Raw genomic sequence first — 13002 nt, 5'->3', positions numbered from 1 at the left:
AACAACTCAGTGGCCATTGCCGGCAACCACATTGGCTGCCAGTTGGTAACCGCTGCCACGCACGGTGCGGATCAGGCGCGGCGGTTTTTCGGTGTCGCGCAGACGCTGGCGCAAGCGGCTGACAGCCATGTCGACAATGCGATCCAGCGGCATCAGGTCACGGCCACGGGTGGCGTTGCCGATGGTGTCGCGGTCGAGAATTTCCTGGGGATGGTCAAGGAACAGTTTCAACAGGGCGAAGTCGGCGCCGGACAGAATCACTTCCTCGCCGTCAGTGTGGAACAGCCGGTGACTGACCATGTCCAGCCGCCATTCGTCGAAGGCCAGCACTTCGCTGCCACTGCGCTCCTGACCGAATTGCGCGCGACGCAGCAACGCCTTGATTCGCGCTTGCAGCTCGCGCGGGCTGAAGGGTTTGCCGAGGTAATCGTCGGCGCCCAGCTCCAGACCGATCACCCGGTCGGCTTCGTCGGAACTGGCAGTGAGCATGATGATCGGCACCTGGGCCTGACGCGGATGCTGGCGCACCCAGCGGCACAGACTGAAGCCGTCTTCATCGGGCAGCATCACATCAAGAATCACCAGATCGCTCGGCGCCTCGTTCAACGCCTGGCGAAAACTGGCGCCATCGGCCGTGGCACGCACCTGAAAACCCGCGCGGGTCAGGTACGTCTCCAGCAACTCGCGTATCTCCTGGTCGTCATCGACCAACAAAATCGACTTGTTGACTGAACTCACTTCGAAGGCATCCTGATTATTGGAATTGGGGCGGATTATGCCTTAAGCACTGATTTTACAAACACCACAAAACTGCCGTGGGAGCAGACTTGTCCGCTCCCACAACCTGCAACCACTTTTAACCCGCCTGTTCCAGCGCCACACCCGCGCCCATCAGGCCCGAGTACGGCGCCGTCACCAGCCACACCGGAATGCCCTTGAAGTAATCGCTCATGCAACCCTTGTCGGCGAAGCTGCGGGCAAAGCCGCTTTCGAGGAAGAAATCGGCGAAGCGCGGAATCACGCCACCCACGATGTACACCCCGCCGCGTCCGCCGGTCGTCAGCACGTTGTTGCCGGCCACACGGCCGAGCCAGCAGCAGAACTGCTCCAGCACTTCCAGGGCGATCGGGTCACCGGCCAGGCCGGCGGCGGTGATCGCCTCCGGCGTGTCGAGTTTTGGTTCATGCCCGTCCACCGCGCAGATCGCCCGATAGACACGCGGCAAGCCGCCACCGCTCAACGCGGTTTCGGCGCTGACATGGCCGATTTCGTTGTAAATGTGTTGCCACAACTGGGTTTCACGCGGGCTGCTCAGCGGCAGATCGACGTGACCGCCCTCTCCCGGCAACGCGGCAAAACGCCCTTCGCCAAGATCGAGCAAGGTGCCGACACCCAGGCCGGTGCCCGGGCCGATCACCACCGCCGGACGCAACGGCTCAGGCGTGCCTTCGCAAACCACACGGAATTCGCCGGGCTGCAAACGGGTCATGCCCAGCGCCATGGCCGAGAAATCGTTGACCAACAACAGTTGCTCGACCTGCAAGGTCTGGCAGAACGCCTTGCGACTCAGGCGCCAGTGGTTGTTGGTGAATTTGAACTCGTCACCGCTGACCGGCCCCGCCACCGACAGGCACACCGAACCGATGGCCCCCGGCGCCAGACCGAGCCCGCTCAGATAGAGGGCAATCGCCTCCTCCGGGCTGGCATGGTCGGCCGTGGCGAGCACCTGCACCGCTTCGAGCTGCTGATCTTTCCACAACGCGAACCGTGCGTTGGTGCCTCCGATATCACCGACCAAAGCCAGTTTCAATTAAGCGTCTCCAGGGCAGAAGTGAAGGCGCTGGCGCCCTGCTCCGCCGAGCTGAAGGCCATGCGCATGAAGCCGAACAGTTCGCGACCGCTGCCGATGTTGTTGCCCAACAAGCCTTTGGCCGGTTCGCGCGCTGCAAATTCTGCGGCGTCGACCTTGAGTTCCAGGGTGCCTTTGACGCCATCGACGCGGATGATATCGCCCTCTTGCACCCGCGCCAAAGCGCCGCCGACATAAGCTTCGGGACTGACGTGGATGGCCGCCGGGATTTTCCCCGAGGCGCCGGACATCCGTCCGTCCGTCACCAGCGCGACCTTGAAGCCGCGATCCTGCAGCACGCCGAGGAACGGCGTCATTTTGTGCAGCTCCGGCATGCCGTTGGAGCGCGGCCCCTGGAAGCGCATCACCGCGACGAAATCTTTCTCCAGCAGACCGGCCTTGAACGCATCGGCCAGATCCTGTTGATCCTGGAACACCATGGCCGGCGCTTCGACGATCTGGTTTTCCAGCGCCACGGCAGACACCTTCATCACACCGCGGCCGAGGTTGCCTTCCATCACCCGCAGACCGCCCTCCGGCGAGAACGCCCGCGCCACCGGGCGCAGAATGTTTTCGTCGAGGCTTTCGGTCGGACCTTCGCGCCATACCAGTTGGCCGTTATCGAGGAACGGCTCTTTGGTGTAGCGGCTCAGGCCATGGCCGAGCACGGTGTTGACGTCTTCGTGCAACAGGCCCGCTTCAAGCAGTTCGCGGATCAGGAACGACATGCCGCCAGCGGCCTGGAAGTGGTTGATGTCAGCCTTGCCGTTCGGATAGACGTGGCTCAGGGTCGGGACCACTTCGGAGAGGTCGGCCATGTCCTGCCAGGTCAGTTGGATGCCCGCCGCCATGGCGATGGCCGGCATGTGCAGGGTGTGGTTGGTCGAGCCGCCGGTGGCGTTCAGCGCGACGATCGAGTTGACCAGCGCCTTCTCGTCAACGATTTCGCCGATCGGCAGGAAGCTGCCGTTCTGCTTGGTCAGACGGGTGACCTGATGCGCGGCTTCGCGAGTCAGCGCGTCGCGCAGCGGCGTATTCGGGTTGACGAAAGAGGCGCCCGGCAGGTGCAGGCCCATGACTTCCATCAGCAACTGGTTGGTGTTGGCGGTGCCGTAGAAGGTGCAGGTGCCGGGGCTGTGGTAGGACTTCATTTCCGATTCCAGCAGCTCTTCGCGGGTGGCCTTGCCTTCCGCGTACTTCTGGCGCACGTCGGCTTTTTCCTTGTTGGAAATCCCCGAAACCATCGGCCCGCCCGGTACGAAGATCGTCGGCAGGTGGCCGAAACGCAGGGAACCCATCATCAGTCCCGGCACGATCTTGTCGCAGATGCCGAGCATCAGCGCGCCGTCGAACATGTTGTGAGACAGCGCCACCGCCGTGGACATCGCGATCACTTCGCGGCTCGGCAGGCTCAGCTCCATGCCCGGCTCGCCCTGGGTCACGCCATCGCACATCGCCGGAGTTCCACCCGCGAACTGGCCGACCGAGCCGATTTCGCGCAGGGCGTTCTTGATCTGCTCCGGGAAGACTTCGTACGGCTGATGCGCCGAGAGCATGTCGTTATACGAAGACACAATGGCGATGTTCGCCGAGTTCATCATCCGCAGGCTGTGCTTGTCTTCGCTGCCGCAACCGGCCACACCGTGGGCGAAGTTGGCGCATTGCAGCTTGCCGCGCATCGGCCCGTCAGTGGCAGCTGAGCGAATCAGTGCAAGGTAAGCCTGACGCGTGGCGCGGCTGCGGGCGATAAGCCGTTCGGTGACCTCAAGGACGCGGGGATGCATGTGTAGAACTCCAGGCTAACGGATGTGGCGACCTGATTGTCTATGCTGATCAAAAGCCCGCATGCGTGGGATGACAGACGGTTTTCTTGATCATTCGGACCAGTTGATTCAGGTCACTCGTTGTAGATAAAACAAAATATTGCCACTAAAAAGGCTTGTTTTCTATTTTTATGCGAATAATCTTGTAATTCCAACAACAAAACGACGGCGGCGCTGCTCAATGACTCTTCGAATCGCAATCAATGGTTTTGGCCGCATCGGCCGTAATGTCCTGCGCGCACTGTATACCCAAGGCTATCGACAGGATTTGCAGATCGTCGCCATCAACGATCTGGGCGACAGCGCGATCAACGCCCATCTGCTCAAATACGACACCGTTCACGGCACGTTCGATGCCGATGTTCAGCATGACAACGAAAGCCTGACCGTCAACGGCGACCGCATTTCGGTCAGCGCGATTCGCAACCCGGCCGACCTGCCCTGGGCGGCGGAAAAGATTGATGTGGTGTTCGAATGTACCGGTCTGTTCACCGACCGCGCCAAAGCCGCCGCGCATATTACTGCCGGCGCACGCAAAGTGATTATCTCGGCACCGGCCAAGGGCGCCGACGCCACCGTCGTTTATGGTGTGAACCACGACATCCTGCGCCAGTCGCACCAGATCATTTCCAATGCCTCGTGCACCACCAACTGCCTGGCCCCGGTGGCCCAGGTGCTGCACCGCGAACTGGGCATCGAAAGCGGTCTGATGACCACCATCCACGCCTACACCAATGACCAGAACCTGACCGACGTCTATCACAGCGACCCGTACCGCGCCCGTTCGGCCACTCAGAACATGATCCCGAGCAAGACCGGCGCCGCCGAAGCCGTGGGCCTGGTGCTGCCGGAGCTGGCAGGCAAGCTGACCGGCATGGCCGTGCGTGTACCGGTGATCAACGTGTCGCTGGTGGACCTGACCGTGCAATTGAAGCGCGAAGCGTCTGCCGACGAAGTCAACGCCCTGCTCAAGGCCGCCAGCCAGCATTCGAAGATTCTCGGCTACAACGCGCTGCCGCTGGTTTCCAGCGACTTCAACCACAACCCGCTGTCGTCGATCTTCGATGCCAACCACACCAAATCCAGCGGCAAATTGCTGAAAGTGCTGGCCTGGTACGACAACGAATGGGGCTTCTCCAACCGCATGCTCGATAACTGCCTGGCGCTGTGCAACGCCGAGTAAGCAGTCGTCCCCATCCCTCCTGTGGAAACGGGCTTGCTCGCGAAGAGGCCGTGTTGGTCAGCCTTGATTTCGACTGACACGCAGCCTTCGCAAGCCAGCCCGTTTCCACATCTTCATTTTGAAATCAGGACTTGACCACTCGACTGGATGATAAGCATTATCATTCGCTCGAAACGGATCAGGTCCTCCCGTGAGTCAATCGCACTTCAATCACGTCTTCCTTGCCCAGCGCAATTCGCTGCTGCGCACGCTGGAACGGATGGTCAACAACCACAGCACCGCCGAAGACCTGTTGCAGGAAACCTACCTGCGCGTGACGCGGGCGTTGAGCGAGCGGGCCATCGATCACCTTGAACCCTTTGTCTTCCAGACCGCGCGCAATCTGGCGCTGGACCATTTGCGGGCGCGCAAGATCCATTCGCGCACCATGGTCGACGACGTGCCACAGGACGTGGTGCACAGCGTCGCCGCCCCCGCCAGCAGCGCCGAAGACGCCGCCCACGCCGAACAATTGCTGGAGCGCCTGAACGTGAGCCTCAGTGAACTCAGCCCGCGTCAGCAGCAGATTTTCATCCTCAGCCGCCTGCACGGGCACAGCTATCAGGAAATCGCCAGCGAACTGAACGTGTCCCTCAGCACCGTGCAGAAAGAACTCAAGCTGATCATGACCATCTGCATTGGCGTCGCCGAACGCCTGAATGGCGACTGAGCCGGCCGGTTGCAGATCGACTGCACGGATCATCGGGCTTTGTTACCCTTGCCCGACTTTTACGCTTCACTAAAAAAACAGCCGTGCACAGACACTGCCGAGGAAACACCGTGACGGACACCCACCGCTCGCCTTCGCCCTCATCGGCGCAGGACGCCGCAAGCGCAATGGACCAGGCCCTGGACTGGCTCATCGTGCTCGGCAGTCCGGATGAAGAGCAGACCCGGCAATTTCATGCCTGGCTGGCGGCGGACCCGTTGAATGCGGCGGCGTTCGCCAAGGCCCAGGCGATCTGGGATGGCCCGCAAGTCGCCGAATGTGCGCAACACCTGGCGGCAAAACCGGCAAAAGTCACCGTCCTCACCCGGCTGCGTCCGCACTGGAAACCGCTGGCTACCGCCGCCGTTCTTGTGCTCGGTCTGTTCAGTTTCAGCAATCTGCCGATGCGTTTGCAGGCCGATCACCTGACGGTCGTCGGCGAACGCCAGCGCCTGCAACTGGAGGACGGCTCGAAGGTTCTGCTCAACACCAATTCGGCGTTCTCCAGCACGATCAACGAGCAGAAACGCGTGGCTCGACTGTATCAGGGCGAGGCGTTTTTCGAGGTCGCGGCCAATCGCGGCCAGCCGCTGGAAATCGATGCCGGCCCGGTCAAGGCCAGCGTGCGCGACACCGCGTTCGCCGTGCGCTACCTCGACGGCGTGGCGCAGGTCCGCGTGCAGCGTGGCGACGTCGATCTGCAAGCCACCCGTGATGACGCCCGGGTGCGTCTGTCCGCCGGGGAAAGCATCCGCATCGGCCCCAACGGTTTCGACCGTCCGGCGAAAGTCGACGCCGCCACCGATCTGGCCTGGGTGCAGGGTCGGCTGGTGTTCGAAAACTGCCCGCTGAGCCAGGTGCTGGCGGAGCTGCGTCGCTACTATCCGGGCTGGATCATCAACACCAACGAGCAGTTGGCCGACGTCGCCGTCACCGGCAATTACCGTCTCGACCAGCCGCTGGACGTGGTGCGTTCGCTGGCCCACATCACCTCGGCCAAGCTCCAGGAATTCCCGGCGCTGGTGATTTTGAACTAAATGAGAATTATTTTTACTCGATAGCGAAAGCTCGTTCGTCTCGTTATAGCCAATGCAATTGATTCGCATCTCGCGAACTCAATCAGCACCTATAAAGATTCGTGCGACACGGAGCGCTATCGATGTCCTCACGCCTTACCCGCCAGACCTCTTCCCCTTCCCGCGTGCTGTCGCTGCTGACCGCCGCCATCCTGATGGCCGGCACCGCGCCGCTGATGGCCGCCAACGAACAGCCGGCGCGCAACATGGGCGACTACTCGTTCGCCATCGGTCAGCAGCCGCTGGTGTCGGCGCTCAATGCCTTCACTGCCGTCACGGGCTGGCAGGTCGGCTTGCCGGCGCAATTGGGTGAAGGCGTGTCGTCGCCGGGCGTGCGCGGTTCGCTGCCACCGGAAAAAGCCCTGGAGCGCCTGTTGGTGGGGACCAACCTGAGCTTCCGCAAACTGGGCAACAACAACGTCGTGCTGGAGAAACGCAGCACCAGCGGCGCGCTCAATCTCGATCAGGTGACCATCAGCGCCACCCGTCAGGAGCAGTCGGTGAACAGCGTGCCAAGCACCGTCACCGTACACACCCGCGAAGAGCTCGATCGCAACAACGTCAACACCATCAAGGATCTGGTGCGCTACGAGCCGGGCGTCTCCGTGGGCGGCGCCGGTCAGCGTGGCGGGATCAGCGGCTACAACATCCGTGGCATCGACGGTGACCGCATCCTGACTCAGGTCGACGGCGTCGAAGTGCCAGACGGCTTCTTCAACGGCCCCTACGCCAAGACCCAGCGCAACTACGTCGACCCGGAAATCATCAAGCGTGTGGAAATCCTTCGCGGCCCGGCCTCGGTGCTGTACGGCAGCAACGCCATCGGCGGCGCGGTCAGCTACTTCACCCTCGACCCGGATGACATCATCAAACCGGGCAAGGACGTCGGCGCCCGTTTGAAAACCGGCTACAGCTCCGCCGACGAGAGCTGGCTGAAGTCCGCCACCGTCGCCGGTCGCGCCGACCAGTTCGACGGTCTGTTGCACTACAGCCAGCGCGACGGCCATGAAACCGACTCTTACGGCAGCAACAACGGCACTGGCCTTGAGCGCACCGCCGCCAACCCGGAAGACGTGAAAGCGACCAACGTACTGGCAAAAATCGGCTGGAACTACAACGAAGGTTCGCGCCTGGGCCTGACCTACGAGAAGTACAAGGATGATCGCGACACCGATCAGAAAAGCGCCTACGGCGGCCCGTACTTCAACGGCGCCCCGACCATCCCGGACAGCGTGCTGCCCGGCGGCATGTACCAGTGGCGCACCGGTAACGACACCATCACCCGCGAACGTTTCGGTCTGGAACACAGCTTCGAGCTGAACAGCCTGCTGGCAGACAACGTGAAGTGGAGCCTCAACCACCAGACCGCCAAGACCGACCAGAGCACCGACGAGTTCTACTACCCGATCACCCGTAAAGTGCTGCGCACCCGCGACACGATTTACGAAGAGAAGCAGTGGATCTTCGACGCTCAGGCGGACAAGGCTTTCAGCATCGGCGCCACCGATCACGTCCTGACCTACGGCACCACCCTCAAGCAGCAGGAAGTCACCGGTTCGCGCAGCGGCGACGGCAAGTGCCTGGCGGTCGGTCGTGGCTGCACCGCCATCGGCGCCACCAGTGCGGCCGACGTGTTGAAGAAGTCCAGCGACTTCCCGGACCCGACCATCAACACCTACAGCCTGTTCGCCCAGGATCAGATCAGCTGGAACAACTGGACCTTCCTGCCGGGCCTGCGCTACGACTACACCCAGCTCAAGCCGCACATCACCCAGGAATTCCTCAACACCGTGGCCGCCGATGGCCTGGGCACCGTCAGCGACGAGAACAAGACCTGGCACAAAGTCTCGCCGAAATTCGGCCTGACCTACGCCCTGAGCGAGAACTACACCTGGTACGGTCAATACGCCGAAGGCTTCCGCACCCCGACCGCGAAAGCGTTGTACGGACGTTTCGAAAACAGCACCACCGGCTACAACGTGGCGCCGAACCCGGATCTGGAACCGGAAAAAAGCAAAAGCTATGAAACCGGCCTGCGCGGCAACTTCGAGTCCGGCTCGTTCGATGTGGCGGTGTTCTATAACAAGTACCGCGACTTCATCAACGAAGACGCCGTCACTCCCGGCTACAGCGAGCTGACCTTCCAGACCAACAACATCAAGCACGCCACCATCAAGGGTGCCGAGGTCAAGGGTCGCCTGAACCTGGATACCTTCGGAGCGCCGCAAGGCCTGTACACCCAGGGTTCGATTGCCTACGCCTACGGTCGCAACGACGACAGCGGCGAGCCGCTCAACAGCGTCAACCCGCTGACCGGCGTGTTCGGCCTCGGCTACGACCAGGACAACTACGGCGGCCTGCTGAGCTGGACCGTAGTGAAGAAGAAGGATCGCGTCGACGACAGCAACTTCAAGTCGCCGGACGGTGTCAGCAGCCAGTTCAAGTCGCCGGGCTTCGGCATTCTTGACCTGACCGGGTTCTACAAAGTTACCAACGACGTCACCGTCAGCGGCGGTATCTACAACCTGACCGACAAAAAATACTGGCTGTGGGATGACGTGCGCGGTTACGACAGCGTCGGCGAAGCGGCGGTACTGAGCCCGGCCAACCTCGACCGTCTGACTCAACCGGGTCGCAACTTTGCGGTCAACCTGATCTGGGACATCTGATACTGCCCGCCTCACTGCGTGCGTTCATCGTCGCGCAGTGAGGTTTTTTTACTGTCCGGCACTGGCCCGTTCGTCTCGTTATCAAGTGCCAATTCTTTTCAAGGACATCTCATGACTGCCCCGGAAAAATCCCTGCGTTCGCAACGCCTGAACCAGATCACCCACGAACCGCACAGCAAGCTCGATGCGCTGGTCAAGGCCCATGCGCCGTTCGAGACCCGCGCCAGTTTCGCCCGTTTCGTGGTTGCGCAGTACCTGTTCCAGTCGGAGCTGGTCGACCTGTACAACGATGCCGAACTGACCGCCATCGTGCCTGACCTGCCAGCCCGTTGCCGCGCCGAAGCGGCCAAGGCTGACCTGGCGGACCTGGATACTGAAATCCCGGCCCCGGTGGCCGGCGCGGTGAAGAACCCGAGCAAGGCCCGCGCCCTGGGCTGGATCTTCGTCTCCGAAGGCTCGAAACTCGGCGCCGCGTTCCTGATCAAACGCGCGGTGGCGCTGGAACTGAGCGAAACCTTCGGCGCCCGTCACCTCGGCGAGCCGGAAGGTGGTCGCGCCGAAGGCTGGAAGCGCTTCGTCAAAACCCTGGACTCGCTGCAGTTCACGGCCGAGGAAGAAGCCGAAGCCGAGCAAGGCGCCCTCGATGCCTTCAACCGCTTCACCGTGCTGCTGGAGCAGGCTTACGCGGCGGAAGCCGAACCGGCCTGACCCGCTCTCCCCTTGCGGGAACGGGCTTGCCCGCGAATGCGCTGTGTCAGTCAACACAGTCGGCGGCTGACACGGCCTCTTCGCGAGCAAGCCCGCTCCCACAGGGAATTGCGTAAGCCTGTAAGATCCCGCTCCCGCTTCAGAAGTCTTGTTCCGAGCCCATGCCGCAACCCGCCTCCTCAAAACTAGCCCGTGTGCTGTTCGGCCTGCTGGCCTACGTCAGCCTCGGCATCGGCCTGATCGCCATTGTCGTGCCCGGCCTGCCGACCACCGAGTTCATTCTGCTCGCTGCCTGGGCCGCGACGCGCAGCTCGCCGCGCCTGAGTGCCTGGCTGGAAAACCATCGGTTGTTCGGGCCGATCCTGAGCAATTGGCGCAACGGCAAGATCATCGCCCGCAAGGCCAAGGTCAGCGCCACAGTCAGCATGTTGCTGTGCGCCACCCTGATGCTGGTAATGCTCGATCACGGCTGGCCAATCTACCTGGCAATCGCCGGCATGAGCCTGGGCAACCTGTGGATCTGGTCGCGCCCCGAATCCCTGCCTGATCCTGTCTGATCACACCCCTGCAACAGCCGTGAAACTTCACTGTAATTAAGTGCCTTTTCAGCACATTTTCCTGCGCAAACGTTTAGCCATGACCGTTCGTCGGCAGGCCATTCATGCGCCCTCGTTATGCGCCGATGAGCAAAACATGGCGCTGAATGGATTTGGCGAACCGGGTGAGTCCGCCCCGTGGCCAACCGTACATTCCATTCGCGAGATCGCCCCATGTTCGACTCTCTTTCCATTCGCCTGAAAATCGTCCTGCTGTCCGGCCTGTGTCTGCTCGGCGTGGTTGCGCTGATCGTCGGCATCAACATCTACCAGACCAACCAGAACGACGAACTGGTCAACGACTCCAGCAGCAAGATGCTCACCGCCAGTGTGCAGAATCTGTTGCAGGCCAAGGCTGGCGAGCAGGCCGTGCGGGTGCAGAAAACCTTTGGCGAAAGCCTGACGGTGATCACCGCCCTGGCCGATCAGATCAAGGACATGCGGGTGATGGCCGCCAAGCGTTCGCTGGACGCCGGAGCCCTGCGCGAGGAGCTGAACCAGAGCGTGAAAACCGCGTTCGAGCGCAACGGCAAAGTGCTCGGCGTGTGGCTGGCGTTCGAACCCAATGGCCTCGATGGCAAGGACAGCGAATTCGTCAACGATGCCGCCCGCCAGTCCAACGAAGCCGGGCGCTTCGCGACGTACTGGAGCCGTGCCGCCGGGGCCGCGCTGAACACGATCATGGTCGAAGACGACATGACCAAGACCACCCTGAGCCTCAGCGGCACGCCCTACAACAGCTGGTACACCTGCCCGCGCGACAACAAGCGCACCTGCCTGCTCGACCCCTATGCCGATACCGTCGGCGGCAAGGAAATGCTCATGACCACCATTTCCGTACCGCTGCTGGTGGACGGCAAGGCGATCGGCGTGGTCGGTATCGACATCGCCCTCGACGCCCTGCAAGCGGCGGCGGTGGACTCCCAGCGTGAGCTGTTCAACAGCGCCGGGCACATGCTGATCGTCTCCGGCAGCGGCGTGCTGGGCGCTTACAGCAACGACGCGAGCAAGGTCGGCAAAAGCATCGGCGAAACCCTCGGCGCCGAAGGCAAGGACATCCTGCAACTGCTCGGTGCCGGCGCACCGAAGATCCTCGAACAGGGCGATTTGATCCGCGCGGTGTACCCGGTCAATCCGATTGCCGATTCCAAGGCCTGGGCGGTGGTCATCGACCTGCCCAAGCAAGTGCTGCTGGCCGATTCGGTCAAGCTGCAAGCCGTGCTCGACGACGCCCAGCGAACCGGCACGCTCACCGCATTGCTGGTGGCGGTAGTCGCGGGCCTGGTGGGGCTGCTGCTGATCTGGCTGACCGCATCGGGCGTCACCCGGCCGATCAACAGCGTCGCCGAGATGCTGAAAAACATCGCCAGCGGTGAAGGCGACCTGACCCAGCGTCTGCACTACAGCAAGAAGGATGAGCTGGGCGAGCTGGTGAACTGGTTCAACCGCTTCCTCGACAAGCTGCAACCGACCATCGCGCAGATCAAGCAGAGCATCACCGAAGCCCGAGGCACCGCCGACCAGTCTTCGGAAATCGCCCGCCAGACCAGTGAAGGCATGCAGGTGCAGTTCCGCGAAATCGATCAGGTCGCCACCGCGTCCAACGAAATGAGCGCCACCGCCCACGACGTCGCCAACAGCGCCTCGAACGCTGCCAACGCGGCAAAAGGCGCCGACCAATCGGCGAAGGACGGCATGTCGATCATCGAGCGCAGCACCCGCGACATCAATCAACTGGCCGACGAGGTCAGCAAAGCGGTGGCCGAAGTCGAAGCGCTGGCGGTCAACAGCGAGCAGATCGGTTCGGTGCTGGAGGTGATCCGCAGCATCGCCGAGCAGACCAACCTGCTGGCCCTCAACGCGGCGATCGAAGCGGCCCGCGCCGGCGAGAGCGGACGCGGTTTTGCGGTGGTCGCCGACGAAGTACGCAACCTGGCCAAGCGCACCCAGGATTCGGTGGAGGAAATCCGCCTGGTGATCGAGCGCATCCAGACCGGCACCCGTGGCGTGGTCGCGACCATGCACTCGAGCCAGACCCAGGCCCACAACAATGCCGGGCAGATCCGCCAGGCCGTGGACGCCCTGGGCAAGATCAGCGACGCGGTGACGGTCATCAGCGACATGAACCTGCAAATCGCCAGCGCCGCCGAACAGCAGAGCGCGGTGGCCGAAGAGGTCAACCGCAACGTCTCGGCGATCCGCACCGTGACCGAAACCCTGACCGAACAGGCCACCGAATCGGCGGCGATCAGCAGCCAGCTCAATGCCCTGGCGAGCCAGCAGATGAAGTTGATGGATCAGTTCCGCGTCTGATTTGATTTATGATCAGGCCCTCTTCCGGAGGGCCTGC

At 62.2% G+C, this 13002-nt stretch carries 10 protein-coding genes and 1 pseudogene; 8 read left to right on the top strand and 3 right to left on the bottom strand.

The window, feature by feature from the left end; all coding sequences use genetic code 11:
• Positions 1-6: 6 nt before the first annotated feature.
• The 3 genes from KVQ74_RS19905 to edd form a co-directional block, all read right to left on the bottom strand.
• On the bottom strand, positions 7-738 hold the full coding sequence (locus KVQ74_RS19905) for a response regulator (protein ID WP_025112821.1): 732 nt from the start codon (positions 736-738) through the stop codon (positions 7-9).
• Between the two features lie 118 nt (positions 739-856).
• Entirely contained in the window at positions 857-1810 is a 954-nt protein-coding gene (locus tag KVQ74_RS19900) for a glucokinase (protein WP_217832868.1), read from the bottom strand.
• Positions 1807-3633 (bottom strand): phosphogluconate dehydratase, encoded by a 1827-nt coding sequence (gene edd / locus KVQ74_RS19895; RefSeq protein WP_217832867.1) that lies wholly within the window; start codon positions 3631-3633, stop codon positions 1807-1809. Before edd ends, KVQ74_RS19900 begins: the two co-directional genes overlap by 4 nt.
• A gap of 220 nt (positions 3634-3853) precedes the next feature.
• On the opposite strand from edd, the gene gap reads away from it, so the two are divergent.
• From gap to KVQ74_RS29625, 8 genes and pseudogenes are all read left to right on the top strand, one after another.
• Positions 3854-4855 (top strand): type I glyceraldehyde-3-phosphate dehydrogenase, encoded by a 1002-nt coding sequence (gap, locus tag KVQ74_RS19890; protein WP_217832866.1) that lies wholly within the window; start codon positions 3854-3856, stop codon positions 4853-4855.
• A 190-nt stretch (positions 4856-5045) separates the two neighbouring features.
• Positions 5046-5564: an RNA polymerase sigma factor gene (locus KVQ74_RS19885; RefSeq protein ID WP_217832865.1), complete on the top strand. Its 519-nt coding sequence runs from the start codon at positions 5046-5048 to the stop codon at positions 5562-5564.
• Between the two features lie 110 nt (positions 5565-5674).
• A complete protein-coding gene (locus KVQ74_RS19880; RefSeq protein WP_217832864.1) occupies positions 5675-6640 on the top strand; it encodes a FecR family protein in 966 nt (321 codons plus the stop codon).
• A 122-nt stretch (positions 6641-6762) separates the two neighbouring features.
• Positions 6763-9348: a TonB-dependent receptor gene (locus KVQ74_RS19875; RefSeq protein ID WP_217832863.1), complete on the top strand. Its 2586-nt coding sequence runs from the start codon at positions 6763-6765 to the stop codon at positions 9346-9348.
• A gap of 111 nt (positions 9349-9459) precedes the next feature.
• Positions 9460-10056: a biliverdin-producing heme oxygenase gene (locus KVQ74_RS19870; RefSeq protein ID WP_217832862.1), complete on the top strand. Its 597-nt coding sequence runs from the start codon at positions 9460-9462 to the stop codon at positions 10054-10056.
• Positions 10057-10217: 161 nt separating this feature from the next.
• Positions 10218-10613, top strand: a complete 396-nt coding sequence (locus tag KVQ74_RS19865; protein ID WP_217832861.1) for a YbaN family protein — start codon at positions 10218-10220, stop codon at positions 10611-10613.
• Positions 10614-10826: 213 nt separating this feature from the next.
• Positions 10827-12107: pseudogene (locus KVQ74_RS29630) on the top strand (PDC sensor domain-containing protein); the annotation flags it as partial.
• Between the two features lie 102 nt (positions 12108-12209).
• The gene (locus KVQ74_RS29625; protein ID WP_404822709.1) at positions 12210-12965 is read left to right on the top strand and encodes a methyl-accepting chemotaxis protein; all 756 of its coding nucleotides are present in this window, start codon (positions 12210-12212) and stop codon (positions 12963-12965) included.
• The last annotated feature ends 37 nt before the right edge of the window (positions 12966-13002 follow it).

Origin of the sequence: Pseudomonas botevensis (assembly GCF_019145475.1) — a bacterium.
Taxonomy (GTDB): domain Bacteria; phylum Pseudomonadota; class Gammaproteobacteria; order Pseudomonadales; family Pseudomonadaceae; genus Aquipseudomonas; species Aquipseudomonas botevensis.
This window is presented reverse-complemented; position numbering and strand designations above follow the sequence as displayed.

Bases quoted from the DNA above. Each gene is read 5' to 3' on its own strand.
- edd (WP_217832867.1), bottom strand. From the start codon at position 3,633: ATGCATCCCCGCGTCCTTGAGGTCACCGAACGGCTTATCGCCCGCAGC.
- gap (WP_217832866.1), top strand. From the start codon at position 3,854: ATGACTCTTCGAATCGCAATCAATGGTTTTGGCCGCATCGGCCGTAAT.
- KVQ74_RS19875 (WP_217832863.1), top strand. From the start codon at position 6,763: ATGTCCTCACGCCTTACCCGCCAGACCTCTTCCCCTTCCCGCGTGCTG.
- KVQ74_RS19870 (WP_217832862.1), top strand. From the start codon at position 9,460: ATGACTGCCCCGGAAAAATCCCTGCGTTCGCAACGCCTGAACCAGATC.
- KVQ74_RS19865 (WP_217832861.1), top strand. From the start codon at position 10,218: ATGCCGCAACCCGCCTCCTCAAAACTAGCCCGTGTGCTGTTCGGCCTG.
- KVQ74_RS29625 (WP_404822709.1), top strand. From the start codon at position 12,210: ATGCAGGTGCAGTTCCGCGAAATCGATCAGGTCGCCACCGCGTCCAAC.